General features: G+C 34.5%; 25 protein-coding genes and 1 riboswitch. Of the genes, 20 read left to right on the top strand and 5 right to left on the bottom strand.

Annotated features, from left to right (window positions below; all coding sequences use genetic code 11):
- Positions 1-12: 12 nt before the first annotated feature.
- The 9 genes from ILS93_RS13930 to cbpA all read left to right on the top strand — a co-directional run bounded on the left by ILS93_RS13930 (position 13) and on the right by cbpA (position 11063).
- Entirely contained in the window at positions 13-1014 is a 1002-nt protein-coding gene (locus ILS93_RS13930; protein WP_064476731.1) for a putative 2-aminoethylphosphonate ABC transporter ATP-binding protein, read from the top strand.
- On the top strand, positions 1015-2772 hold the full coding sequence (locus ILS93_RS13925; RefSeq protein ID WP_142315487.1) for a putative 2-aminoethylphosphonate ABC transporter permease subunit: 1758 nt from the start codon (positions 1015-1017) through the stop codon (positions 2770-2772). It abuts the gene before it with no gap.
- 21 nt (positions 2773-2793) lie between these two features.
- Complete coding sequence (phnX, locus tag ILS93_RS13920) at positions 2794-3588, top strand: phosphonoacetaldehyde hydrolase (protein ID WP_064476729.1); 795 nt, start codon at positions 2794-2796, stop codon at positions 3586-3588.
- Between the two features lie 15 nt (positions 3589-3603).
- Positions 3604-4701 carry a 2-aminoethylphosphonate--pyruvate transaminase gene (gene phnW / locus ILS93_RS13915; RefSeq protein WP_064476728.1) on the top strand — a complete coding sequence of 366 codons (1098 nt, stop codon included), beginning with the start codon at positions 3604-3606 and terminating at the stop codon, positions 4699-4701.
- Complete coding sequence (locus ILS93_RS13910) at positions 4698-5882, top strand: saccharopine dehydrogenase family protein (RefSeq protein WP_064476727.1); 1185 nt, start codon at positions 4698-4700, stop codon at positions 5880-5882. The genes phnW and ILS93_RS13910 overlap by 4 nt, the downstream gene beginning before the upstream one ends.
- A gap of 40 nt (positions 5883-5922) precedes the next feature.
- Positions 5923-6705, top strand: a complete 783-nt coding sequence (locus ILS93_RS13905; RefSeq protein ID WP_000117658.1) for a DeoR/GlpR family DNA-binding transcription regulator — start codon at positions 5923-5925, stop codon at positions 6703-6705.
- 430 nt (positions 6706-7135) lie between these two features.
- A complete protein-coding gene (locus ILS93_RS13900) occupies positions 7136-9436 on the top strand; it encodes an NEAT domain-containing leucine-rich repeat protein (RefSeq protein WP_098625569.1) in 2301 nt (766 codons plus the stop codon).
- Positions 9437-9685: 249 nt separating this feature from the next.
- A complete protein-coding gene (locus ILS93_RS13895; RefSeq protein ID WP_064476725.1) occupies positions 9686-10315 on the top strand; it encodes a class II aldolase/adducin family protein in 630 nt (209 codons plus the stop codon).
- A gap of 124 nt (positions 10316-10439) precedes the next feature.
- Complete coding sequence (cbpA, locus tag ILS93_RS13890) at positions 10440-11063, top strand: cyclic di-AMP binding protein CbpA (protein ID WP_064476724.1); 624 nt, start codon at positions 10440-10442, stop codon at positions 11061-11063.
- A gap of 67 nt (positions 11064-11130) precedes the next feature.
- On the opposite strand, the gene ILS93_RS13885 is transcribed toward cbpA, so the two are convergent.
- Positions 11131-11901, bottom strand: coding sequence for a divergent polysaccharide deacetylase family protein (locus tag ILS93_RS13885; RefSeq protein WP_064476723.1), 771 nt, complete (start codon positions 11899-11901; stop codon positions 11131-11133).
- Between the two features lie 398 nt (positions 11902-12299).
- Between ILS93_RS13885 and ILS93_RS13880 the strand changes: the two genes are divergently transcribed.
- On the top strand, positions 12300-12581 hold the full coding sequence (locus tag ILS93_RS13880) for an aspartyl-phosphate phosphatase Spo0E family protein (RefSeq protein ID WP_000495533.1): 282 nt from the start codon (positions 12300-12302) through the stop codon (positions 12579-12581).
- A gap of 29 nt (positions 12582-12610) precedes the next feature.
- Here the strand turns inward: ILS93_RS13880 and ILS93_RS13875 are convergent, their stop codons facing one another.
- Positions 12611-14107, bottom strand: a complete 1497-nt coding sequence (locus tag ILS93_RS13875) for a DUF3149 domain-containing protein (RefSeq protein ID WP_064476722.1) — start codon at positions 14105-14107, stop codon at positions 12611-12613.
- Positions 14108-14301: 194 nt separating this feature from the next.
- On the opposite strand from ILS93_RS13875, the gene ILS93_RS13870 reads away from it, so the two are divergent.
- The 4 genes from ILS93_RS13870 to ILS93_RS13855 all read left to right on the top strand — a co-directional run bounded on the left by ILS93_RS13870 (position 14302) and on the right by ILS93_RS13855 (position 17493).
- Positions 14302-14748: a MarR family winged helix-turn-helix transcriptional regulator gene (locus tag ILS93_RS13870; protein ID WP_000203340.1), complete on the top strand. Its 447-nt coding sequence runs from the start codon at positions 14302-14304 to the stop codon at positions 14746-14748.
- 160 nt (positions 14749-14908) lie between these two features.
- Entirely contained in the window at positions 14909-16603 is a 1695-nt protein-coding gene (locus ILS93_RS13865; protein ID WP_222660689.1) for a M3 family oligoendopeptidase, read from the top strand.
- A 139-nt stretch (positions 16604-16742) separates the two neighbouring features.
- Positions 16743-17276, top strand: a complete 534-nt coding sequence (locus ILS93_RS13860) for a DinB family protein (RefSeq protein ID WP_064476720.1) — start codon at positions 16743-16745, stop codon at positions 17274-17276.
- A gap of 100 nt (positions 17277-17376) precedes the next feature.
- Positions 17377-17493 (top strand): DUF6254 family protein, encoded by a 117-nt coding sequence (locus ILS93_RS13855; protein ID WP_000038254.1) that lies wholly within the window; start codon positions 17377-17379, stop codon positions 17491-17493.
- A gap of 11 nt (positions 17494-17504) precedes the next feature.
- Here ILS93_RS13855 and kinB read toward each other — a convergent pair whose 3' ends face one another.
- Positions 17505-18713 (bottom strand): sporulation sensor histidine kinase KinB, encoded by a 1209-nt coding sequence (gene kinB, locus ILS93_RS13850; protein ID WP_064476719.1) that lies wholly within the window; start codon positions 18711-18713, stop codon positions 17505-17507.
- A gap of 207 nt (positions 18714-18920) precedes the next feature.
- Positions 18921-18964, top strand: a riboswitch (PreQ1 riboswitch).
- Between the two features lie 93 nt (positions 18965-19057).
- Between kinB and queC the strand changes: the two genes are divergently transcribed.
- Genes queC through queF form a run of 4 tightly spaced genes read left to right on the top strand, consistent with a single transcriptional unit; the run spans position 19058 to position 21436 of the window.
- Entirely contained in the window at positions 19058-19720 is a 663-nt protein-coding gene (gene queC / locus ILS93_RS13845; protein WP_000711595.1) for a 7-cyano-7-deazaguanine synthase QueC, read from the top strand.
- Complete coding sequence (queD, locus tag ILS93_RS13840; protein ID WP_000368411.1) at positions 19720-20211, top strand: 6-carboxytetrahydropterin synthase QueD; 492 nt, start codon at positions 19720-19722, stop codon at positions 20209-20211. Before queC ends, queD begins: the two co-directional genes overlap by 1 nt.
- Entirely contained in the window at positions 20204-20920 is a 717-nt protein-coding gene (queE, locus tag ILS93_RS13835) for a 7-carboxy-7-deazaguanine synthase QueE (protein WP_000036302.1), read from the top strand. The genes queD and queE overlap by 8 nt, the downstream gene beginning before the upstream one ends.
- Before the next feature lie 18 nt (positions 20921-20938).
- The gene (gene queF / locus ILS93_RS13830; protein ID WP_064476718.1) at positions 20939-21436 is read left to right on the top strand and encodes a preQ(1) synthase; all 498 of its coding nucleotides are present in this window, start codon (positions 20939-20941) and stop codon (positions 21434-21436) included.
- 55 nt (positions 21437-21491) lie between these two features.
- Here queF and ILS93_RS13825 read toward each other — a convergent pair whose 3' ends face one another.
- Positions 21492-21677, bottom strand: a complete 186-nt coding sequence (locus ILS93_RS13825; protein ID WP_001165081.1) for a YkvS family protein — start codon at positions 21675-21677, stop codon at positions 21492-21494.
- 264 nt (positions 21678-21941) lie between these two features.
- On the opposite strand from ILS93_RS13825, the gene ILS93_RS13820 reads away from it, so the two are divergent.
- Together ILS93_RS13820 and ILS93_RS13815 are read left to right on the top strand one after the other, a co-directional pair.
- Complete coding sequence (locus tag ILS93_RS13820) at positions 21942-22097, top strand: hypothetical protein (protein WP_064476896.1); 156 nt, start codon at positions 21942-21944, stop codon at positions 22095-22097.
- An 88-nt stretch (positions 22098-22185) separates the two neighbouring features.
- Positions 22186-22788 carry a hypothetical protein gene (locus tag ILS93_RS13815; protein ID WP_064476717.1) on the top strand — a complete coding sequence of 201 codons (603 nt, stop codon included), beginning with the start codon at positions 22186-22188 and terminating at the stop codon, positions 22786-22788.
- Positions 22789-22823: 35 nt separating this feature from the next.
- On the opposite strand, the gene ILS93_RS13810 is transcribed toward ILS93_RS13815, so the two are convergent.
- Positions 22824-23402 (bottom strand): GNAT family N-acetyltransferase, encoded by a 579-nt coding sequence (locus tag ILS93_RS13810; protein ID WP_064476716.1) that lies wholly within the window; start codon positions 23400-23402, stop codon positions 22824-22826.
- Positions 23403-23609: the final 207 nt, after the last annotated feature.

Genomic DNA, 23609 nt, shown 5'->3' with positions numbered 1-23609 from the left:
GAGAGAGAAAAAATGAGCGAATATTTATCAATTCAACACATTCAAAAAAAGTTTGATGCATTTACAGCGTTAAAAGATATTTCTTTTACTGTGAAAAAAAATGAGTTTGTATGTTTATTAGGCCCAAGTGGTTGTGGGAAAACAACATTGCTTCGAATTTTAGCAGGGCTAGAAGAGGCAACAACAGGTAGTATAGCTGTGGATGGAAAAGATATTACAGCATTACCTCCTGGAAAGAGGAATTTCGGAATGGTGTTTCAATCGTATGCATTATTTCCGAATTTAACAGCACTTGAAAACATTGAATACGGCTTAAAGACAAAAAAATATGGAAAAGCAGAAGTAAAAGAGAAAGCGTTAGAGGCGTTAGAACTTGTAGATTTGCTGAATGTAAAAGATAAATATCCTGCTCAAATGTCTGGTGGACAACAGCAGCGAGTAGCACTTGCACGTGCGCTCGCTCTGTCTCCGGATATTTTGTTACTCGATGAGCCGTTATCTGCTTTAGATGCAAAAGTGCGTGAAAAGTTACGTAGAGAAATGCGTGATTTGCAAGAAAAAGTAGGAGTAACAACTATTATGGTTACGCATGATCAAGAAGAGGCATTAACGATGGCCGATAAAATTGTTGTAATGAATCATGCGGAAATTATGCAGATTGGCACACCAGAGGAGATTTATCAAAGACCAGCCAATCCGTTTGTGGCAGATTTTATTGGTTCTATTAATTTCTTTTCGAAAAACAATGAAGAACATGCAATTCGTCCTGAGCATGTAACAGTTGTACAAAAGGATGGTATTAAAACGGTTGTTGAAAACATGGAATTTCGCGGATCTGTATATCGGACGGAAGTGCGAGTCGTAGAAGAAAAAGCACATCTTTATAACGAGAAAATTGTAGTGGATATATTGGCATCAGAAGTAGAAGCAACCGCAATTAGAAAAGGAAAGCCGATTCAAATCTCTTTCTCAGAAAATCATATGTTGTCATATGGAAAGAAGGTCATTGTATAGATGGAGATGTTAGAAGATTTCAAGGTAGAAAGTACGAAAAAAAAGATTAAGAGACGTATCGGTAAAGAAGAGTGGATACAAAGACTATTAATTATTGGTATGCTTCTCGCGTTTTTGATCATGCTTGTATTACCTTTATTACAATTGTTTACACAAGCTTTTTATGATAAAGATGGAGCTTTCATTGGTGTTGCGAATTTCAGTAAATATTTCACAACACCAACGCTAGTTCAATCATTACAAAATACGATATGGATTTCGGGCGCGACAACAATTATTGCAGTGACACTCGCTTTCGCTTACGCCTATGCGATCGCTCGTACGAATGTGTTTGGAAAGCGTGTATTTCAATATATTGCGTTGTTACCATTATTCGCACCTACGATGATGCATGGTATCGCACTGACATATTTATTTGGTAATCAAGGGTTAGTAACGAAAGGAATGTTTGGTTTGTTTGAAGGGATACAAATCCCTTTATATGGACCAGTAGGAATTGTAATGGCTGAAGTCATGTATACATTTCCGCAAGCATTTCTTATATTATTAATTGCTTTTCAAGGCTCTGATTATCGTTTATATGAAGCTTCTAATATGTTAGGAGCGAGTAAAGCAAAGCAATTTTTCACTGTTACTTTACCTAGTGTAAAGTACGGATTAATTAGTGCGATGTTCGTTGTGTTTACACTTAGTTTCACTGATTTTGGGGCACCAAAAATTGTTGGTGGGCAATATAATGTACTTGCTACTGACGTATATAAGCAAGTAATTGGGCAGCAAAATATGCCGATGGGTGCAACTGTCGGAATGATTTTATTAATCCCAGCTATATTTGCCTTTGCAGTTGATCGCATTACGCAAAGAAAGCAGGCGAATCTTTTATCTTCCAAATCAGTACCTTACAGAATAATAAATAATAAGAAAAGAGATGTTATTTCATTCGTATATTGTAGCGTAGTAACGCTTATGATCATTCTATTATTTGTGGCAGTTGGTATTGCTGCAAGTGTGAAAGTATGGCCATATAATATGAGCTTTACATTTGAGCATTTCAATTTTTCCAGTTTAACAGGAGATGGACTTGGAGCATTTAAAAATAGCGTAATTGTTTCAGCGATTACTGCAGTAATTGGAGCGGTTTTAACATTTATGTTCGCTTATGCGATTGAGAAAATAGATCAGCTACAATTTTTCCGAAAAGCAGGTTACTTTTTCTCTATCGTTCCTTTAGCGATACCAGGTTTAGTACTTGGGGTAGGCTACGTCTTCTTCTTTAGTCAACCAACAATACAAATCTTTGGACTTTCCGTAACGAACCCGTTCCATTCTCTATACGGAACAATTGCTGTGCTAGTACTAGTCAATATCATTCATTTTTATTCTGTAACATTTGTTACGGCAACGACAGCTTTAAAGAAATTAGATCGAGAGTTTGAACTTGTTTCACAGTCGATGGGGATACCGTTTTATAAAACATTCTTTCGAGTTACGGTACCGATGTGTTTACCAGCCATTTTAGAAATGGTAATGTACTACTTCGTAAATTCAATGGTAACTGTCTCAGCAGTTGTATTCCTGTATGCAGCTGATTTTAAACTAGCTGCCGTATCAATTGTAAATATGGATGATGCAGGAAATGTAGCACCAGCAGCTGCAATGAGTGTACTTATTGTTGTTACAAATATTGTAGTGAGAGTTGTATATGAATGGGGAACGAAAGCACTTCGTAACCGAACGTCACAATGGCAAAAAAGATAAATAAGAAGGGTGATGGATTGAATGAAAGTAGAAGCAGTTATTTTTGATTGGGCAGGTACAACAGTTGATTACGGATGTTTTGCACCACTGGAAGTATTTATGGAGATTTTCCATAAACGCGGTGTTGCAATTACTGCAGAAGAAGCCCGTAAGCCAATGGGATTATTGAAAATTGATCATGTTAGAGCATTAACTGAGATGACTCGTATTGCAAGTGAGTGGAATCGTATTTTCGGACAATTACCAACAGAAGCAGACATTCAGGAGATGTATGAAGAATTCGAAAAGATTCTCTTCGCTATTTTACCGCGCTATGCGTCGCCGATTAATGGAGTAAAAGAAGTGATTGCTTCTTTACGTGAAAGAGGAATTAAAATTGGTTCAACGACTGGTTATACGAGAGAAATGATGGACATTGTAGCAAAAGAAGCAGCACTACAAGGGTATAAACCGGATTTTCTTGTAACACCAGATGATGTTCCAGCAGGTCGTCCGTATCCGTGGATGTGCTATAAAAATGCGATGGAGCTTGGTGTATATCCAATGAATCATATGATAAAAGTTGGAGACACAGTATCAGATATGAAAGAGGGAAGAAATGCTGGTATGTGGACAGTAGGTGTAATTCTCGGCAGTAGCGAACTCGGCTTAACTGAAGAGGAAGTGGAGAATATGGATCCGGTAGAACTTCGTGAAAAAATAGAAGTAGTTCGCAATCGTTTCGTTGAAAATGGGGCGCACTTTACGATAGAAACGATGCAGGAACTCGAAAACGTAATGGAACATATCGAGAAACAAGAACTTATTATTTCATAAAAGGGGAATAGGATCATGACTGAAAATCACTATTTATTATTAACGCCTGGACCATTAACAACAACCAAAACAGTAAAAGAAGTTATGTTATACGATTGGTGTACGTGGGATGCTGAATATAACACAATGGTACAAGAGGTAAGAGCTAAACTTGTATCGTTAGCAACGAAAGAAGAGGAGAAATATACAACTGTTTTAATGCAAGGAAGCGGTACGTTTTCAGTTGAAGCAGTGATTGGATCTGTCATTCCTAAAAACGGAAAGCTGCTCGTATGTACAAATGGTGCGTACGGTAAGCGAATTGTACAAATGGCAGAGATGTTACATATAGATGTGGTGGTCAGTCAAACAGAAGAGTGGGAGCCTACTAATATTGCAGAAGTAGAAAGGATATTGCAACAAGATAAAGAGGTTACACATATTGCAGTTGTTCATTGTGAAACAACAACAGGTATTATCAATCCAATTGTAGATGTATGTAAATTAGGGAAGCAATATGGAAAAGTAACACTAGTTGATGCAATGAGTAGTTTTGGTGGTATTGAAATAGATATCGCTGAGTTGCAAATTGATTTTTTAATTAGTAGTGCGAATAAATGTATTCAAGGTGTTCCTGGGTTCGGCTTTGTTATTGCAAAGCGTGCTGAATTGTTGAAATGTAAGGGACAGGCACGTTCATTATCATTAGATTTATACGATCAGTGGGAAACAATGGAAAATCAAAATGGGAAATGGCGTTTTACGTCACCTACACATGTTGTGCACGCTTTTTATCAAGCACTACTTGAATTAGAAAAAGAGGGCGGAGTAGAAGCTCGTTACAATCGATATTATAACAATCAAAAACTATTAGTGAGTAGAATGAGAGAAATCGGATTTAAGCCACTAGTAGATGAAAAATATCAATCGCCTATTATTACATCCTTCATTTATCCAGAAAAAGGATTTGAATTTCAACAGCTATATAATGAATTAAAGCAATATGGATTTGTTATTTATCCTGGTAAAATTTCGAAAGTAGATACGTTCCGCATTGGAAATATCGGTGACGTACATGAGGAAGACATAAATCGTTTAGTAAATAGTATAGCTGAAGGAGTTGCTATAGGATGAAAGTATTTTGTTTAGGTGGAGCAGGTAAAATTTGTCGTGAAGCAATTTTAGATTTAGTACAATTTTCATCTTTTGAGGCGATTACAGTAGCTGATTTTAATGAAGAAGAGGGCCTGAAAGTAGTAGAATGGCTCAACGATCCTCGTGTTGATTTTGTGAAAGTAGATGTAACAAATCACGAGGATACGGTTGCAAAAATGAAAGGTTATGACATTGTAATGGACGGTACGACAATTAAGTTAAATGGATTGTCTACTCGATGTATTGCAGAAGCAGGTTGTCACGGTGTGAATTTGAATGGATTTGGTGAAGAAAATGAATTTCATTCTATATTTGCTCAAAATGAAAAAACGTGTTTACCTGGTTTTGGTATGACGCCAGGTGTAACGCAAATGATGGCAATGCATGCAGCAAATCAGCTAGATACTGTAGAGTCAGTACGTGTAAGTCATGGCTCGTACCGTCCAATTGCTTTTTCTGCATCAATTACAGAAACAACGACATATGAATATGATCCACATTTACGATTGCGTACAGTATATGAAGATGGTGAGTTTAAGCAAGTACCGCCGTTTGCGCGTCCAAGAGAAATTGAATTACCGGCGCCTTATGGTAAGGCAACGCAGTATATAATACCGCATTCTGAAACGATTACGTTAGCAAAAGCACTAGAAAATAAAGGCGTCAAGCTGATAGAGACGAGAGGAACTTGGCCAAAGCAAAATATGCAGCTCGTACGTGCTTTATATGATTATGGTATATTGCGTAATGATCGGGTTGACATAAATGGGAAAGAAATTGGCATTATGGATTGTATTTCGAAGTATTTATTGCAATCGAAAGAAGGGCAAGAAACAGAAATTTACGGTTATGCACTTCATGTAGAAGTAATAGGTGTGAAAAATAATGAAAAACAAAGGCACGTATTATATCATACACACCCGTTATCTGATGGTTCTGTTGTAGGATGGGAAAAATTAAGAGCTTATACGAGAAACGTCGGTATTCCATTTGGGATTGCTACAGAGTTAATCGCAAAAGGGAATGTAAATAAAGCTGGTGTTGTGACACCTGAGGAAGCTTTTGTAAATCCACAAATCATTTTTGATGAACTAAAAAAGCGTGGTATTCATATTCATGAAGAAGTTTTCACTGAAAAAGAAAGTTATAACTTTGTATAAGTAAGGCAGTTTATGAGGTAGAAATCAATGGGGTGAAGCTATGTCTGTAGTAGGTGAAGAAAGAAAGCGAACCATTCTTGAGAAGGTAGAGTTTAAAGGGAAAGTAAAAGTTTCAGAGTTAGCGAGAGAGTTTGCTGTATCAACAGAGACGATTCGTCGTTATTTAGAAGAATTGGATCGTGAAAAGAAGTTGAAGAAAGTGTATGGTGGAGCCGTCCAACTTCCGGGAGCTGGAATAGAGGCACCAATGCTAGAACGAGAGATGCTGCATATAGAAGAGAAGAAGAGAATTGGGTATAAAGCAGCAACGTTTGTGGAAGATGGAGATGTGATTGCGATTGATGATGGAAGTACACCGCTTCAAATGGTGCCATATCTTGTTCATCGTAAAAATTTAACGATTGTAACAAGTTCATTTCCAGTAGCTACACAATTAATTTCTTCTATTAATAAAAAGATGTTTCACGGTGAAGTTTTATTTATTGGTGGAAAAGTGTCTCCAAAGCATTCACGTGTGTCAGGGTCTATTTCGCAGCAAGTAATCCAGCAATTTCATTTTCATAAAGCATTCGTTTCGATTGATGGATTGTTACCTGGTTTTGGGGTTTCTAGTTTTGAATTAGAAAAGGCGAAACTGTCAGAAGCGATGCTGAAATTAGCGGAGAAAACATATATTTTATGTGATCATACAAAAGTAGGGGTAAAAGGAAATTACCGAATAGCAGCATTTTCACGTATTCAACATGTAATTTGTGATAAGAAAATGCCCTATAGTTTTGAAGAGGAAGTCAAAAAGCATAATATTCAATGGACAATTTGCTAAATAAATTGAACTCCCACCTGTTTTTGAGGTGGGAGTTTTACTGTCCACAAATAGCAGGATAAAAGATTTGTATGTATGCAAAAAGTGGACACATTTTCTCATCTCTTTCATATAATTTACCAATACAAAAAAAGTTGGTCGAAGGAAAGAAGGGAGAAGCATGTCAGAACGGATATATAATAAACTTGTATTGTATGCAAATATTTTGCAAAAAATTGGTTTTATTAATGAAAAAGAAAAAAGTGAAATTCTTCATACGCTAGGTAAAAAGGCCCTTTGATTAAAGGGTTTTTTATTTTTTATCTTTGGAAATATAAACTCAATGTAATATTATCATTGACAATGATAATGAGATTCATTATCATTTATTTTGTAAGTAATTGATAACATTTATCAATTATAAAAATTATATATGATAGGGGATATTATTTTGAAAAAAAGTTATATTAAGGCGCTAGTAGTAGCCACAACATTAGCAATTCCATTTGCTACATACTCTACTCCAGCATTAGCAGCACTAAAAGCTGAAGCAAACCAGTCGGTGGCAGCAGCTAGTGAACGTACATACGATACTGAGATTAAAATATATAAGGATCAAAAAGATGAGCCATCTATGGTTTCTCAGTACATAAAAAATCCTAAAGTAGCAATTGAAGATGGGAAAAAAATCGTTACTGTAACAATACAAGATAGCGATTATTTTCAATATCTTAGAATAGAGGATAAAAACCAACCTGGTGTATTTCAAGATGTGAAAGTTTTATCAGAAGATAAGAGGAAAAATGGAACGAAAGTAGTCCAATTTGAAATTGGCGAATTTGAGAAAAAGCATAATATGCAAATGCATATACTTATTCCGGCCATCGGATATGATCACAAATATCAAGTTCAATTTGAAATTAAAGATCCAACTGTAGGTGACAAAGAAACAGAGAAACCAGATGATAACGCTAATTCAGGCAATACGGAAACGGATCATCCAATTGATAGTCAAAATATGATAACAGATAACAAATTAAGAGAACTTGTTAATAAAAAAGTATTTAATAGAAAAGATTTAAATACACCAATTACGAAAGAGGAGTTATTACAAGTAAAGGACTTGTTTTTAAACACGAATGAGATTCTTGATTATAGTGCATTAAAATATATGCCAAATTTAAAATCTTTAACAGTTGCGAATGCGAAGATAACAGATCCATCGTTCTTTGCGAATTTAAAGCAATTAAATCATTTAGCTTTGCGTGGTAATGAATTTTCAGATGTAACACCACTTGTTAAGATGGATAATTTAGCATCTCTTGATTTGAGTAATAATAAAATTACAAACGTTGCACCACTCATTGAAATGAAAAATGTAAAAAGTTTATATCTATCAGGCAACCAAATAGAAGACGTAACAGCATTAGCGAAAATGGAACAACTAGATTACTTGAATTTAGCAAATAATAAAATTACGAATGTTGCTCCATTAAGCGCATTGAAAAATGTAACATACTTAACTTTAGCAGGTAATCAAATTGAAGATATTAAACCGTTATATTCATTACCTTTAAAAGATTTAGTATTAACGCGTAATAAAGTTAAAGATTTATCGGGTATTGATCAAATGAATCAATTAAATAAATTATTTATCGGTAAAAATCAAATTGAAGATGTGACACCACTTGCTAAAATGACTCAGCTTACAGAATTAGATTTACCTAATAATGAGTTAAAGGATATTACTCCATTATCAAATCTAGTAAACTTACAAAAACTTGATTTAGAAGCAAATTATATTTCAGACTTATCGCCAGTTAGTAAGTTGAATAAGTTAGTATATTTAAGTTTTGTTGCAAATGAAATCCGCGATGTTAGACCAGTAATAGAACTAAGTAAGAAAGCTTATATTAATGTTCAAAACCAAAAAGTCTTTTTAGAGGATACAGAAGTAAATAAAGAAGTAAAAGTACCTATATACGAAAAAGACGGCGAGGTATCTACAAAAATCCGTCTGAAGAGTGATGGTGGTACGTATAGTAATGGTGTAGTGAAATGGAGTACACCAGGTGAGAAAGTATATGAATTTGGAGTGAAAGATCCATTTGCGGATACAGGAATCTTTTTTACAGGATCTGTAATTCAAAATGTAGTAGAAAGTAAAGGGGACAACAATTCTAAAGAAGACAATACTTCTAAAGAAGATGAAAAAGTAGAAGTAGTAGAATTTAAAGATGTACCAAAAGGACATTGGTCAGAAGAAGCAATTCATTATTTAGCGAAAGAAAATATTTTCAAGGGATATGGAAATGGACAATTTGGATTTGGGGATAGTATTACTCGTGGGCAAGTTGCGTCTTTAGTACAAAGGTACATGAAATTAGAAAATAAAGTAGAGCAGAAAGAGAGATTTACAGATACGAAAGGGCATATGTTTGAGCAAGATATTGCCACAGTTGCGCAAGCTGGAATTATGCAAGGAGATGGTACTGGGGAGTTTCGTCCAGATGGAGTATTAACTCGATACGAAATGTCTGTAGTATTATATAAAGTATTTCAGTTAAAAGAAGATAGAAATAATAAAGTGAACTTTACTGATGTACCGACTGGTCATTGGGCAGAAGGATATGTGAAAGCGTTAGCGGATAATAATATATCAAAAGGTAATGGAAAAGGAAACTTTTTAGGTGATGATTTCGTAACACGTGAACAATATGCACAGTTTTTATATAATGCAATAAAGAAATAAAAGATGAGAAAATACGTTATTCTTTGATTTAAAAAGAATAACGTATTTTTTTATGTACAAAATGAAGTAGGGAATAGACAGAAGTATAGATATATGAATGGCCCATTTTAAAGAAGAGCTGTGAAACTATATTGACAAAAAGGCGTTCTCATGTGATAATTCAATTAAATTTTTAGAATAATCAAAAAATACTCCTTTTACATAGAAAGGATTCGAACATTATATAAATATTATGCCGGGGGTGACGAAATGTTATTTTTTCTAAAAAAATGGAATGAATTAAAAGATGTGAAATCTGAATTGGCACTTCGTGATTGGTTTTATGGTACAAAAATTAGTTTATCACTCTGTACGTCAAAAGAGCCGTTAACTTTTTTAGTAAACGTTGAGGGAAGAGATAAAGGGTTATTTTCAGAAGAAGACTTTATTGTTGTTAATTGTATGTGTGAGCCAGTATTTGAAAATGAAGAAAAACCAGCTGCAGAATCATTTATGCATGCGGATATTTATAAAAAAAGTAGTGCAGAATGTATTTTACAAGTGCAGACTGTAGATAGCCATTTAATATCAGAGTTATATGGAGAAACAGGGGAAGTAACATTCGATAAACGTAGCGTGGAACGTGTTTTTGGAAAAGAAGGTATAACAGAAATGACAATTCCTATTGTAGAAGATGAGAAAAAATTCGCTGATTTATTAGAAAATAATGTACCGAATTTTATTGAAGGTGGAGGAGTAGTTCTTGTTCATAATTATGGCATGATTGTGTGGGGGAAAACTCCAGAAGAAGCGAAAAAATGGCTAGAGGGTATAGAATATTTAATGAATTACCATGTAAAGTTGTTAATGATAAAAGGTGCAAAGAGCTCTGTTATATAAAATGTTTGTGATGTCGTTACAAGTCAATAAAAAATGAAAGCGTTTTAAATGTAATTTTACTCATAAAATATAGGTCTCCTTATTATATATAGATTACATGTTGACATGTAAGGAGGAACATATTTTGCGAGTTAAATACCATTTTCTGCCGAAACAACAAGTAACATTTTGCAAAATGAACGATTCAGGTGAAGAGGCTTTGCACATTATGAATGAAACGGGATTTCGAGCAATCCCTGTATTAGCAGAAGATGAAAAGAAATTCATAGGGATTATTTATAAAGTAGATCTTTTAGAAAAGAAGTGTAATAGCGGATTAGAGAAATTAAGCACGGAACATATGCTGGAAGATTCCTCTGCATTTATTTTTGAAAAGGATTCTTTTTTTAGAGCATTTTATGTTATTCGTCGACTTCCATTTTTAGCTGTGTTAAATGACTATAATGAATTTGTCGGTATCTTAACGCATTCCAATATATTTGATGTTATTGAAGATTCATTCGGTATGCGGACGGGTGGTTATATATTAACAATTGCAACACAAGATTGTAAGGGAACGATTAAAGAACTTGGGACATTGTTGAAAGCATTTAATATCGGTGGATTATTTACGCTAGATAACGGTGATCAGTATATTCGCCGCGTTATCGTAAATATAGCAGATGAGTTAAATGAAAAAAGATTAAAGCAATTAATCGAAAAAATAGAGAAAAAAGGATTCAGGGTGAGTCATGTAGATTATATTTAAGGTGAAAAGGAAAGGTACCAATTTGCTATATGCAGATTGGTACCTTTTTTAGTGCGAGTAATGAATCTTATTTTGAAACAGGAGGTGGAGATAATGCTAAATCAGATAAAAAAATAAAATCTGCATGTGCGCGAATGTTAGGAATAGAAGTTTCTATAACACGTGATGTAATTTCACCTGGAGGTCCAACGTGTCCGATAGCTACCATAATCGGTTTTTCTTGAAGCTTTTTAATGAGTAATTGGGCTTGTTTTGAAATATGTGCCGCTGTATACACATCATCAAAAAATAATTGATTTTCAATAATAGGCACTCCTAATTCTTTCCCGATTTTTGGGACAACACTCTTAGGATTTGTTTTGCTATCCAAATAAAATAAACCGTGTTTTTTACAAGCTGCAAGTATAAGTCGTACAATTCTTTCGTCCGCGGTCACTTTTGAGCCCATATGATTGTTCATCCCAATTGCATGCGGTACTTCTTGAATCGCTTGTTCGAGTCGGTTATTTATTTCTTCGTCGCTTAAATCAGTTGTAATTGCTTTTGGTCCAAGCCATTCTTTTTTACCTTTAATCGGTTCCATTGGCATATGTATAATAACTTCGTGCCCTTTCTTATGAGCCGCTATCGCATCTTCCTTTGTGGAAGGGAGAAAAGGCATAACGGCAACAGTCAGTGGAATAGGAAGTGATAACATTTTATCAGTCCCCTTCATATTATTGCCGAAGTCATCAATGACAATAGCGACTTTGTTTGTATGGGCCATTGCTTGAACAGGAAACAAGAAGGATGGTAAGAACATAGTAAAAATAAGCAATGCAATCGTATATTTGCGCATATAAATATTTCCTTTCTATTTTTTCCCGCTATTTGCGAGCAGTGAGGAATGAACAAAATCCCCCAATGATTAAATTTCACTTTATCAATCATCATTATGTTTTGCGTTTTTATATAAATTAAACAAAAAATGTCGAAGAAAAGTATATAGAAAATAGAGAATCCGCTATTTAATTGGTATTTGTAAAAAAAGAAGATGAAAAAAATGTCTATTATTGCGAATGTATTTACAAAGATAGAATAATTTGTAATAATTCTCAAAGTGAGGGTAAAGATTTGTAAATTACAGGGAGAAAATGTTAAATTTTCTGATTCTTCAAATTCAAATATGATTAAGTAGTTAAAAGGCCGATGGAGAAGTAAAGTTGAAAGCATGGAAGTATAATAAGGGGGATATGAATGTTTACCGTAAAAAGGAAGTACACATTAGAAAAGCTTTCACGTGATATTCATATGAAACGTGAAGAAATGATTCAATTAGGTTTAACAAGTGGGTTAAATAGTATGGAGACAATTCAAGTGAGTCAAGAATTGGACAAGCTTATTTTACAGTACCAGCGTTATAAAGAAAAACAAACACCAAAATGGCTATCAATTATTAAGGTACCTATTTTTCAAATTGGGTATGAAGGGAAATCAAGTAATTTTTGGCGAATGCTTGTGGCTGGTTTTATGAAATAAGTATAATTACCCTTTTGGGATAAGGATAATTATACTAGGTGTAACGGAATTTCGATATGAACTGTCGTTCCTTCGTTTTCTATACTATCAATAAAAATATGCCCATTGTACATCTCTACAATTCGTTTACATATGACAAGTCCAAGACCGGTTCCAGTATCTTTATTAGTAAAGAACGGATGAAAGAGGTGTTTTTGAATATGTTTTGGAATCCCTTTTCCAGTATCTGTAATTCTCAATTGTGCGTGTGTTTCATTGTTTGTTACGGAAATGGTCAGTGTGTCACCAGAATTCATGGCTTCAATTGCATTTTTTGTAATGTTTAAAACCACTTGTTTCATATGGTCTTTTGAGCAACGGATATGAATAGGATGGTCTGGCAAATGTAAATGGAATACAATGTTATGTAGATTCGCCTCAGATTGAATAATTAATGATACCTCATTTAGAATAGTTCTCACATCATATGTTTGTTCAATGATAGCAGTTGGCTTTCCAAGAATAAGAAATTCGCTTACAATTTCATTAATCCGTTCTATTTCTTGTTCGATGACGGAAAAATAAAACTGATCTTGTTCATCTTTATATTTCTCTTTTAATAGAGCGACGAGCCCTTTAATTCCGGTAAGAGGATTACGGATTTCGTGGGCTGTACTAGCTGCAAAAGTTCCAACCAATTCAATTTTTTGTAGTTCATTTTGTTGTCTTTCCAGTTTTGTTTGACGTTTTAACAACATATATTGAGCAAGTAAAAATAAAATAGACATTAAAAATAAAGTAGCTATACACTCTATTGCAACCCACTGATATAAAGTTTTTTGATGGATAGGCAAAGGAGAAACAGAGACCTTCCAATTTAATCTTTTGAGTGGGGTAGTAAGCATATTAGAATGCGCAGCACTTGTTTCGTTATTATCATCGGTGAGAAAAACTACATCATGTTTATCAGTTACTTCAAAATGGTATTGTGGCTTAATGGCATTTAAAGATGATGAAATGTAGTCAAAGCGTAAACTTGCTAACAATAAGCCTGAGATTTCCTTCTGTTTATTGAAAATGGGAGAAGCAATCATAATAGCTTGATGTCCAAGAACACGATCTGTAATGACTGATGATACAGTTGTTTTCTTCGTTTGCAATACGTCTTGAATATATTTGCGATCTGAGACATCAACAGGTGGTCGGTCGCCTTCGGATGCGATTGTAATGATTCCTTCTGGTGTAGCGTAGTATAAACCAGAAAAACGTGCATCGTTTCCATCTGTATCATGTACAATTTGTTTAACTCCATTTATATTTCCAGTCTCGGTTCCTATGACCTTTGAGAGCATTTCTAATGCGGAAATTGCTTCACCAAGGTGATGATCTAAATAGTCTCTATATAAAAAGAGAACCGTGTGAGCAGATAGTTTGTTTTCCTGCTTCATTTTATACGAATGATATGAATAAAATGTAGCACCAATCCCTATCGTTGGTAGGATAACAAGTAATATATATAAAACTATGCTGTGGAATTTGACTTTCAAATTTGGTACTCCTTCTTTTTTATTATCATTATATATAAACTATGTTAAAATTGTCATGTTTTTATTCAAGAATCATTCGTAATATATTTGGGGAGAGGAAATGAATGAGTGAATACTCATTCGGAATTTACATGAAGTACTAAGCTGTTTTTTCTTTTTATTACTGAGAATTTAAGTGAAGGGTTGAAAGTTGTATGACATCAAATAATGAACGAGAAGATATTTCTCAATCTCTAAAAGTATTTATTGCATTATCTCGTGTACATCGTTCTGTTATGGATACTACAAATAAATCTATACAAAGTAACGGGTTAAATCCAACTGAATTTGCTGTATTAGAACTGCTATATCATAAAGGCGGTCAACCACTTCAGCAAATTGGTGAGCGTATTTTGATTGCTAGTGGCAGCATTACATATGTTGTAGATAAGCTAGAGAAAAAGGGACTAGTAAAGAGAATTCCGTGCCCGAATGACAGACGTGTTATTTATGCACAATTAACTGAGTCTGGAGAGAACTTTATTGCTTCTATTTTTCCAGGGCATGAGCAAGTTATACATCAGTCTTTTGAAATGTTAACGAAAGAGGAAAAGGATGAATTACTTGATCTATTAAAAAAGATTGGAAAGTATGAAAAATAATAGTATGTTCCAAAGGAGCTTTGGATAAAGAAATCCAAGGCTTTTTTGTTTACATGTAATTATGACAAAATATGCCGTATTTTGCTGAAGAATAAGAGGAGATTTGTAAGTAAGCATTGAATTATAGTAAGGATGCATATAATGGAGAGGAGGCTCGTTCATGTCATTTAAAGACTATGAATATAAACGGCCAAATATTGAAGAATTAAAAGAGAAGTTTAATGTTGCTTTAGAGAAGTTTGATAACGCTAAAACTGTAGAAGAACAAAAACAAGTCATCAATTCAATTAACGAAATTCGCAACGACTTCGGTACAATGGGGAATCTTTGTTACATTCGTCATTCTGTTGATACGACAGATGCTTTTTATAAGGACGAGCAAGATTTCTTTGATGAATTCTCTCCAGTTGTACAAGGTTATGGTACAAAGTATTATAATGCGTTAATTCATTCTCCATTCCGTGAAGAATTAGAAGCGTATTATGGAAAGCAATTATTTGCTTTAGCGGAGTGTGATTTGAAAACATACTCTGATGAAGTTGTGAAAGATTTACAATTAGAGAATAAATTATCTTCACAATATACGCAGTTATTAGCATCTGCAAAAATTGACTTTGCAGGAGAAGAAAGAACGTTATCGCAGCTTATTCCATTTATGCAAGGGAAAGAAAGAAGTGAACGTAAAGTAGCAAGTGAAGCATATTACGGATTTTTAGCTGAGAATGAGGAAGAGTTAGATCGTATTTATGATGAGCTTGTTAAAGTGAGAACGAAAATCGCCAAATCTTTAGGTTTCAAAAACTTTGTTGAACTTGGATATGCAAGAATGTACCGTACAGATTATAATGCGGAAATGGTGGCGAATTATCGTCAGCAAGTACTTGATTATATCGTTCCAGTTACAACGGAATTAAGAAAACGACAACAAGCACGTATCGGTGTAGAGAAGTTAGCGTATTACGACGAAAACTTTGAGTTTGCTACTGGTAATCCAACTCCAAAAGGAGATGCGGATTGGATTGTTAATCATGGGAAAACGATGTATAAAGAGTTATCGGCTGAAACGGATGAATTTTTCAATTTCATGCTAGATAATGATTTATTAGATTTAGTTGCGAAAAAAGGAAAAGCTGGTGGCGGATATTGTACATATATTGAGAATTATAAAGCGCCATTTATTTTCTCAAACTTCAATGGAACATCTGGCGACATTGATGTATTAACACATGAAGCTGGTCATGCTTTCCAAGTATATGAAAGCCGTAAGTTTGAAATTCCAGAATACAATTGGCCAACGTATGAAGCATGTGAAATTCATTCTATGAGTATGGAATTCTTTACATGGCCATGGATGAAGTCATTCTTTGAAGAGGATGCAGATAAATATTATTTCTCTCACTTAAGTTCAGCACTTCTGTTTTTACCGTATGGTGTATCTGTTGACGAATATCAACATTATGTATATGAAAATCCAGAAGCATCACCAGAAGAGCGTAAGACAGCATGGCGTAATATAGAGAAAAAGTATTTGCCGCATCGTGATTATGAAGATAATGATTATTTAGAGCGCGGTGGATTCTGGCAACGTCAAGGACATATTTATAGCTCGCCGTTCTACTATATCGACTACACATTAGCACAAATTTGCGCACTGCAATTTTGGAAACGTGCAAGAGATAATAGACAAGAGGCGTGGGAAGATTATGTAAATTTGTGCCAACAAGGTGGAAGTAAATCATTCTTGGAATTAGTAGAAGTTGCAAATTTAACATCACCATTTGCTGAAGGCTGTGTGAAAAGTGTCATTACAGAAATTGAAGCGTGGCTACATGCGATTGACGACACAAAATTGTAAAAAACATGCGCTTTTTTTCACATGTTTAACATCGACATAATGAGAAAATGATGAGATAATAAAAGAAAATTCAGAATACTAAAGAGGTGTTTCTAATAAGGAGCACCTCTTTTCACCAACAAAAAGGGGGGAAAGAAGTATGCTTCAATCAAATATGGATGTGAGTTTAGAAAATTTGGTGAACTCATTACAGTCTACTCGAAGCACGCTATTATCAGAAATTGAAATGTTAAATGATACAGAAGTGAATGTAAAGCCACGCCGTGATAAATGGAGTATTATTCAAATTTTGCATCACTTGCATTTAGTTGAACAATCAGTTACGTCTGCCCTTGTATATGCTTTACAAAAAAATGAAAGAAACACGACTCCATTTAAAGACCTCCAACTTACGCTTGATCGCACATATAAACGAGAAGCTCCTCAGCAAATGCAACCAACAGAAACGTTAATGAAAAAACAGCAAGGAATTCAATTACTAGAACATTCACGACAAGAGCTATTACACGCGCTTCATAGTGTGATAGATGAAAAAGATTTATTTGAAAATGGATTAAAGCATCCTATTTTTAATGATTTGAATTTGTATCAGTGGGTTCAATTTCTTGATTTGCATGAACAAAGACATCTTACGCAGTTAAAAGAGGCGAAACACGCAATTTTGCAACGATAATTAGAAGGAAGTGGGAGACCACTTCTTTTTTGATGCGTGCATAGTTTTCTTTCTTATTTTGGAATACTACATGGAGAAAGAACAGAAGGAGTTGAAATGTATGTCCAAGAAAAAGAAAGAAGAAGAGCGCGCGTGGAAAGCACGTAAAGAAAATCAAAAACCACATGGTAAAGTGAAAGCCTTTGCTGAATTAGTTGAAGGAACAGAAAAAACGTGATGAGTATTTCATCACGTTTTTTGTATGAGTGGAAAAGTTAATAAGAAGGTTGTACCTGTACCTTTTTCGCTTATAATATCAACTTTTCCGTTCATAGCTTGCACAACACTGAATACGACCATCATTCCAAGACCAGTACCTTTTTCTTTTGTTGAGTAGAAAGGGGATCCAAGGCGTTTTACTTGTTCTTGATCCATACCAACTCCTGTATCTTTTATATATAACTGAATATGCTTATGATCAGGAACTAATGAGAAATAAAGATCACCGCCTTTTGGCATGGCCTCAATGCAGTTTTTTAAAACATTTAACAAGCATTGATTTAGTTTTTGTTTTTCTCCCGCGATAAAAAAAGAAGTGCTTTGCTTTATATAATGAGTACGCACATTTGCTAAATTAGCAAGAGGTGTAATTAACGCTAATGCGTGTAGTAGTTCTTCTTCTAACTGTAATGTTTGTTCTTTTTCAATACTTGGTTTTGCAAAGGTTAAATAATCTGTAAGAACGTGATTTGCTTGTTCGATTCCGTTAATGGCTATGTCGATATATAATTTTCGCTCTTGCTCAGTGCATGTATCTGACTGCAAAAGTTGTAAAAAGCCTTTTGTTGAAGTTAATGGATTACGAATCTCATGAGAAATGGACGCTGCCATTTCTCCAATTAAATGAAACTTTTCAGCATTCATAAGTTCGTTTTGAAGACGAACTTGAGTTTGTAATATGTGTAGTAAATATAAAATAAGTATCGTACCAAGTATCGTACATAACTCATACACAATAATATGTGGTATATAATCAGTCTTATTTGTAACCTTTGAAAGGAAGAAAGGTATCCAACTAAATCCGTATGTGAGACTGTAGATAATGGCAAGTGCTACTTTTATACGATTAGAAGTTCGATTGAAAACTTTATATGTAAATAGTAGGACAATAAATAGAAGGATAGAACCGATAAGCGATGGGAAAACACCGATTCCTCCTAATAAGAAGCGGTATATATTTAATACAACTAATATAGATCCACCAGCAATAGGACCTCCTGTTAATGTACCGACAATTAATACGATATGGCGCATATCAAATTGAAATCCATAATTTGTTTTTGCTCCGAAAGTAATACATAGTATGGTTGCGAGGCAACATAATGCAATAAATATAGCTGAGTTTAATTTAGGAGAACGTTTCCCTTTTTGATTCCAAAATAAATGGTATACGAGCATTGTAACAAGAATGAATAATATATTTAAAAAGAGATAAATAATAAAGGGTTTCAGTGGGATGCCTCCTCTCTTCTCACATTAAATTAATCATACTATAAAATGAAAGAAATAAAATGAGAAATAGCGGAAAAATCAGAAATTTTTTCTGGTAGTATACAATATGTTACAATAAGCTTTGTCAATGAAAGAAGGAATTCCGTGCGATGCGCGGGAGAGGTTCGCGAACTCCCTCTATAAAAAACTATGGAAACAACAATATCTTTAGGTATTGTTTTGTTTTTTTATTGTGACAGTTCAAGAACGTTCTTTCTTCTTATTCGTAGTAGAGAAGGAGAATGAGTGAAATGAAAAAAGAAAAGGCAGTTGTTGTTTTTAGTGGAGGACAAGATAGTACGACATGTTTATTTTGGGCAATAGAGCAGTTTGCAGAAGTAGAAGCTGTAACGTTTAATTACAATCAACGTCATAAACTAGAAATTGATTGTGCAGCGGAAATTGCGAAAGAACTAGGAATTAAACATACGGTACTAGATATGAGTCTATTAAATCAACTTGCTCCAAATGCGTTAACGAGAACGGATATGGAGATTACACATGAAGAAGGTGAATTGCCATCGACGTTTGTAGATGGACGAAATTTACTATTCTTATCATTTGCTGCTGTATTAGCAAAACAAGTTGGGGCACGTCATATTGTAACGGGTGTATGTGAAACTGATTTTAGTGGTTATCCAGATTGCCGTGACGTGTTTGTGAAATCGTTAAACGTTACTTTAAATTTATCCATGGATTATCCGTTCGTAATTCATACACCACTTATGTGGATTGATAAAGCGGAAACATGGAAATTATCAGATGAACTTGGAGCATTCGAGTTTGTTCGAGAAAAAACATTAACATGTTATAACGGAATCATTGGTGATGGTTGCGGTGAATGTCCAGCATGTCAGCTTCGTAAAGCAGGATTAGATACGTACCTACAAGAACGCGAAGGAGCAAATAACTAATGGATAATTTCTTTGGATTTCGCATCGTAGAAAATTTGCAAAAAATGGACAAGGATATTCAGCGTAAACAGCTTAAATATCATAATAAAAGAGTAATGGTCAGCAAGGAATTTACATTTGATGCAGCACACCATTTACACTGTTATGAGGGGAAATGTAAAAATTTACATGGTCACACATATAAAGTTGTATTTGGGATTAGTGGATATGTAAATGAAATAGGTCTTGCGATTGACTTTGGAGATATAAAAGAAATTTGGAAGAATGAAATAGAAATTTATTTAGACCATCGTTATTTAAACGAAACGTTACCAGCAATGAATACGACTGCTGAAAACATGGTCGTTTGGATTTATGAAAAGATGGCAGAAGCATTACTAAAAGATAATCGTGCGAACGAATATAAAGGAGCTCGTGTTGAATTTGTTCGTCTTTTCGAGACGCCGACTAGTTATGCGGAAGTAAGACGGGAGTGGATGCTCGATGAGTAAGATCCCTGTCTTAGAAATATTTGGTCCGACTATTCAAGGTGAAGGAATGGTTGTGGGACAAAAGACGATGTTTATCCGTACAGCTGGCTGTGATTATAGCTGCGCATGGTGTGATTCTGCTTTTACGTGGGATGGATCGGCTAAGGAACAAATTAGACAGATGACAGCAGAGGACGTTTGGAACGAGCTTGTGGAAATTGGTGGCGAAAATTTTTCTCATGTTACGATTTCAGGTGGAAATCCAGCATTGTTGAAAAATATTGAGTTTCTTCTTTCTATATTAAAAGAGAATGGAATGCGGACGGCAATCGAAACGCAAGGGAGTAAATGGCAAGATTGGTTACTTCAAATTGATGAGATAACGATTTCTCCAAAACCACCAAGTTCGACGATGAATACTGATTTTCAGAAGTTAGATGCTGTTATTCAGAAACTAGCAGGAAAAGATATTAGTTTAAAGGTAGTAGTATTTGACGATTATGACTTTGAGTATGCAGTTAAGATGCACGAACGTTATCCAGATGTTCCATTCTTCTTACAAGTAGGGAATGATGATACAAAAACTGTGGATGATGCGATGTTGATTAAAAAATTATTAGATAAATATGAGTGGCTTATTGAAAAAGCGGTTAACTGTAAAGAAATGAATAATGCAAAAGTATTGCCGCAGCTTCATGCGTTAGTATGGGGAAATAAACGCGGAGTATAATGAGAAGGGATGTTTAAAATGGCAGGAAGATTAGATGAAGATTTAAAAGATGTAACATTATTAGGAAATCAAAATACAAAATATTTATTTGAATATAGCCCAGAAATTTTAGAGGTATTTGATAACAATCATCCAAACCGTGATTATTTTGTGAAATTTAATTGCCCTGAATTTACAAGCTTATGTCCGAAAACAGGTCAACCAGATTTTGCAACAATTTATATTAGCTACATTCCAGAACAAAGAATGGTAGAGAGTAAATCTTTAAAGCTATATTTATTTAGTTTCCGCAATCATGGTGATTTCCACGAAGATTGCATGAACGTTATTATGAATGATTTAATTAAATTAATGGATCCGCGTTACATTGAGGTATGGGGGAAATTCACACCACGTGGAGGGATTTCAATTGATCCTTACTGCAACTACGGTCGCCCAGGCACGAAGTATGAAAAAATGGCAGACTACCGCATGATGAACCATGATCTATATCCAGAAACAATTGATAATCGTTAATATATAATAGAAAGAAAGGATCTGTATAACATACAGATCCTTTCTTTCTATTATATTATGCATTTTGATTAATGACAGTATAGTTTTTATGACTTACAACTGTAAGAGGTTCCATATCTAGTTCTCTAAAATTTTCCATAATTGTTATATCTACAATAACGGAGTTTTGATTTACTTTTTGAACACGGCCTTGCATTCCACCTTTAAATTCAATGATATCTCCAGTTTCTGCGATCTGCATAAGCAACTCTCCTTGTTACAGTTTTCCAAAAAAAGAATAATTTTGGTTTTTTTTTATTTCCTCTTATTTTGAACCATATTGTCTAGTTTGTAAATGTTTCCAAAGTAAAAATTCGAAAAATATTCACATTTTGTAAGAAAATATGCAAGAACTCCAAGTTATTAGAAAAAAAGAACGGTTTAAATGCGTGCATCTTTATATAAGGGTATAATGAAAAATATACAATAACCTACTAAAGTGGGATAAATTAGAGGCGGTAAAATGATGTTTGAATTTGTGGGGAGTGTTATAGCATTAACTTTATTTGTATTTTCTTATATAAATTTAAAAAAGATTCGTCATCATGAAACGACTACATATTTTGATGGGATGGATGGTATACATGCTGGGGTCACACATGAGAGTGGCGAGGATATGTAAAGGTGTATAACTTTCTTTTTTTGCGTGGTATGATATTTAAAAATAGTACATAATAGAGTTCGTAAGTGATGAATGGAGAGTGGAAAGAATGAAGATTTCTTTTATTCGTCATGGTCGCTTAGATCGTACTATAGAACCAATGACGGTTACATCCTTTCATGAATGGATGAAAGGATATGACTTACATACTATAACAGAAAAAGCACCTATACCAATGGAAACAATGGAAGCGGTTGAAGCAGCAAAGTTGATTGTAACGAGTGATCAAAGGTGTGCTATACAGTCAGCAGCTGAATTAATGAATTCTTTATCTTTTATGCAAAATTCTCTTTTTAGGGAAGCTGAAATTCCGACGAGTTTTTATGCTCCAACATGGTTGAAATGTAAACCTAACGTATGGATGTTTATCGGGCGAACATTATGGATACTTGGTTACCATAAAGATGTTGAGTCTTATAAGGAAGTAAGAGAGAGGGCAAGGCAAGCGGCTTACGTATTACACCGTTATGCTCTCGTACATGGAAGTATTGCTCTTGTAGGTCATAATTACATTAACGCAATGGTTGGTGCGGAGCTGAGAGCGATGGGATGGTCTGGTACGCCTATTTTGCACAGAGAGCCATGGGGATGTACAACATATACATTTCACGAGGCGATGAATGGAAATGTATTGAATACGAATTTAACATAAAAGCACACGATTTATATAAATCGTGTGCTTTCTTTTTAAGATACAGAAACTTTGATGTTTAATGTTTTTACGAGATGTGCATAAGGTTCGCCTACGAGCATAATGATTTGATCTTTTTTATAACCTAGTTTTTCGTATAGTGAATAGGCACGTTTGTTTTCTAAATTAACAAGTAATGCGATTTTTTCATACATCTTTTCAGTTGCATGGATTTCAGCAGCTTCAATTAATTGAGAACCAATTCCTTTTCCGCCATATGCACTTGAAACTGATAATGTATCAATGTAATATTCATCAAGCTCAGCTTCTTTTTCTAACGTAATCGATTCATCTTTATGTAATTCTCTTAAGTGATGTACAATTGGTGCATCAAGCATTGTTGCTTCACTACCATGATAAGCGACAATAACTCCAACTGCATCCCCGTCTTGCTCATATACAAAACAGTTTTCGTAGCTCAGTCGATTTCTCTCTTTTGAGAACCATGTTTCAAGTCCTAGTAATACTTCTGTTTCAACAGTGCTACCTGTGATTTTTTCAGCAATTTCGTGCAGAGCGTTATACAATAAAGGCGCAATTGCCTTCGCATCTGTCTTTTTTGCTTTCCGAATCATAGTATCCCTCCTAGTTCTATTTATATATTGTAGCATAGTGGTATGGAACTTTGCATAATTGAATGTCGAAATGTTTGATATAGAGAAGTAGCTATGTTAGTATATGATATTTAGTGGACATATAGTAAAGTGATATCGTTTGTGAATAATGAAAATAAAATGAAGGTATAGCATCTGGATAATTTTACAGTTGTTGACCTATAGAAT

Origin of the sequence: Bacillus sp. 16GRE42, from assembly GCF_019837435.1 — a bacterium.
Classification (GTDB): Bacteria; Bacillota; Bacilli; order Bacillales; family Bacillaceae_G; genus Bacillus_A; species Bacillus_A wiedmannii.
The sequence above is the reverse complement of the archived record's forward strand: the minus strand, read 5'-3'. Positions and strand labels throughout refer to the sequence as shown.